General features: G+C 52.3%; 1 protein-coding gene. It reads right to left on the bottom strand.

The features are described 5' to 3' along the window. Positions 1 to 20: 20 nt before the first annotated feature. On the bottom strand, positions 21 to 1141 hold a 1121-nt coding region (locus tag CW742_RS14310), incomplete at its 5' end, for a hypothetical protein (RefSeq protein ID WP_292421539.1).

Raw genomic sequence — 1141 nt, 5'->3', positions numbered from 1 at the left:
CCATCAAGGTCCGCCATACATCAATCACCGCCAATCCGGATTTCCCTTTGTGATATTACGTTCTTCCTGCCATCCAAAACAACCAGCCATGCTGTTTTTCCTTCGAGGCTGTCATCAACAACAACAAGGGCGACATTGCCTTCGATATCGATTTGCTTGCCCCCGGATGCACAACTGCTTTGGGAATCGGCTGGCTGCAACCGGATATCCGCAATATTTCCAACCGCTCCTTCAACTTTCACCCTGCATCGTAAACCAGCCCACGCCGGTTCTTCAATCTCAATCCCCCCGCTTTGTCGTGATTCCCGGGAAACAATAATCTCCGGAACTACAACTTCCTGCGGACTGAGCCCGCCATGAGCGTAAATCTTCCCATCTTCAAATGAGGTAATGCCAGGAGCAAAGGCAATCCGGACATTACGGTCCCAGGACCACGGCACAACGGGATAATCGACGGCTGCATCGGGACGGATCTGGGCATAACGGCTTTTCTTAATCTCGGCAAGTGCCGGTTTAAGATCGGTTTTGGGAAGTCCTCCCGGCAGGAGGAGCCACCCATGATCAGTCACAATTCTCACCGAATGCCATCCGGCATCAAGTAGCTCAATTACCCGGTCACAGATGCGTTTAAGTTCCCGGTCCAGGACCAAGGGCAGTTCGATGCCTTTGCTGTGCCCTTCTTCATCGATATTTGCGCAATCCGTCCATGCAGATTTTTGAGGATTTCCGGTGTCCAGATCAGCAAGTACACAAAAACCCTTTTCCTCAAGGATACTTCGCAATGCCGTGAGATTCGCCATTGCGCCGCTCCGGGTCTTTGGCGTCAGTTTCTCCCCTGCGTACAGTTCCCCGGCTATTGGCATTACCGCAGGTTTCGCGGTTGAAGTCTCGGTTGGAAGGGCACTGAACCGATGGGACAGTGTGCAAGAGCAGCCGTCATTGGTTATCATGCTGCAGAGCCTGTGCCCGAGATCCATCCGTAACCCATCGACAAAAAGAATGGCCTCTCCCGTGACCGGGTCGTGGTTCTCTTTGGTAAATTGCACCGGTACACGTTTCCACTCTTTCTGGAATGCATCAGCCATTTCGTTCAGCCATGCGGGATACAGAGCATTGATGGCTACCGTTATCGCCTTCAAGT

It is taken from the genome of Methanoregula sp. (assembly GCF_002835825.1).
Classification (GTDB): Archaea; Halobacteriota; Methanomicrobia; order Methanomicrobiales; family Methanospirillaceae; genus Methanoregula.
Note: the sequence above shows the minus strand (reverse complement) of the source record. Positions and strands in the feature narration are given on the sequence as shown.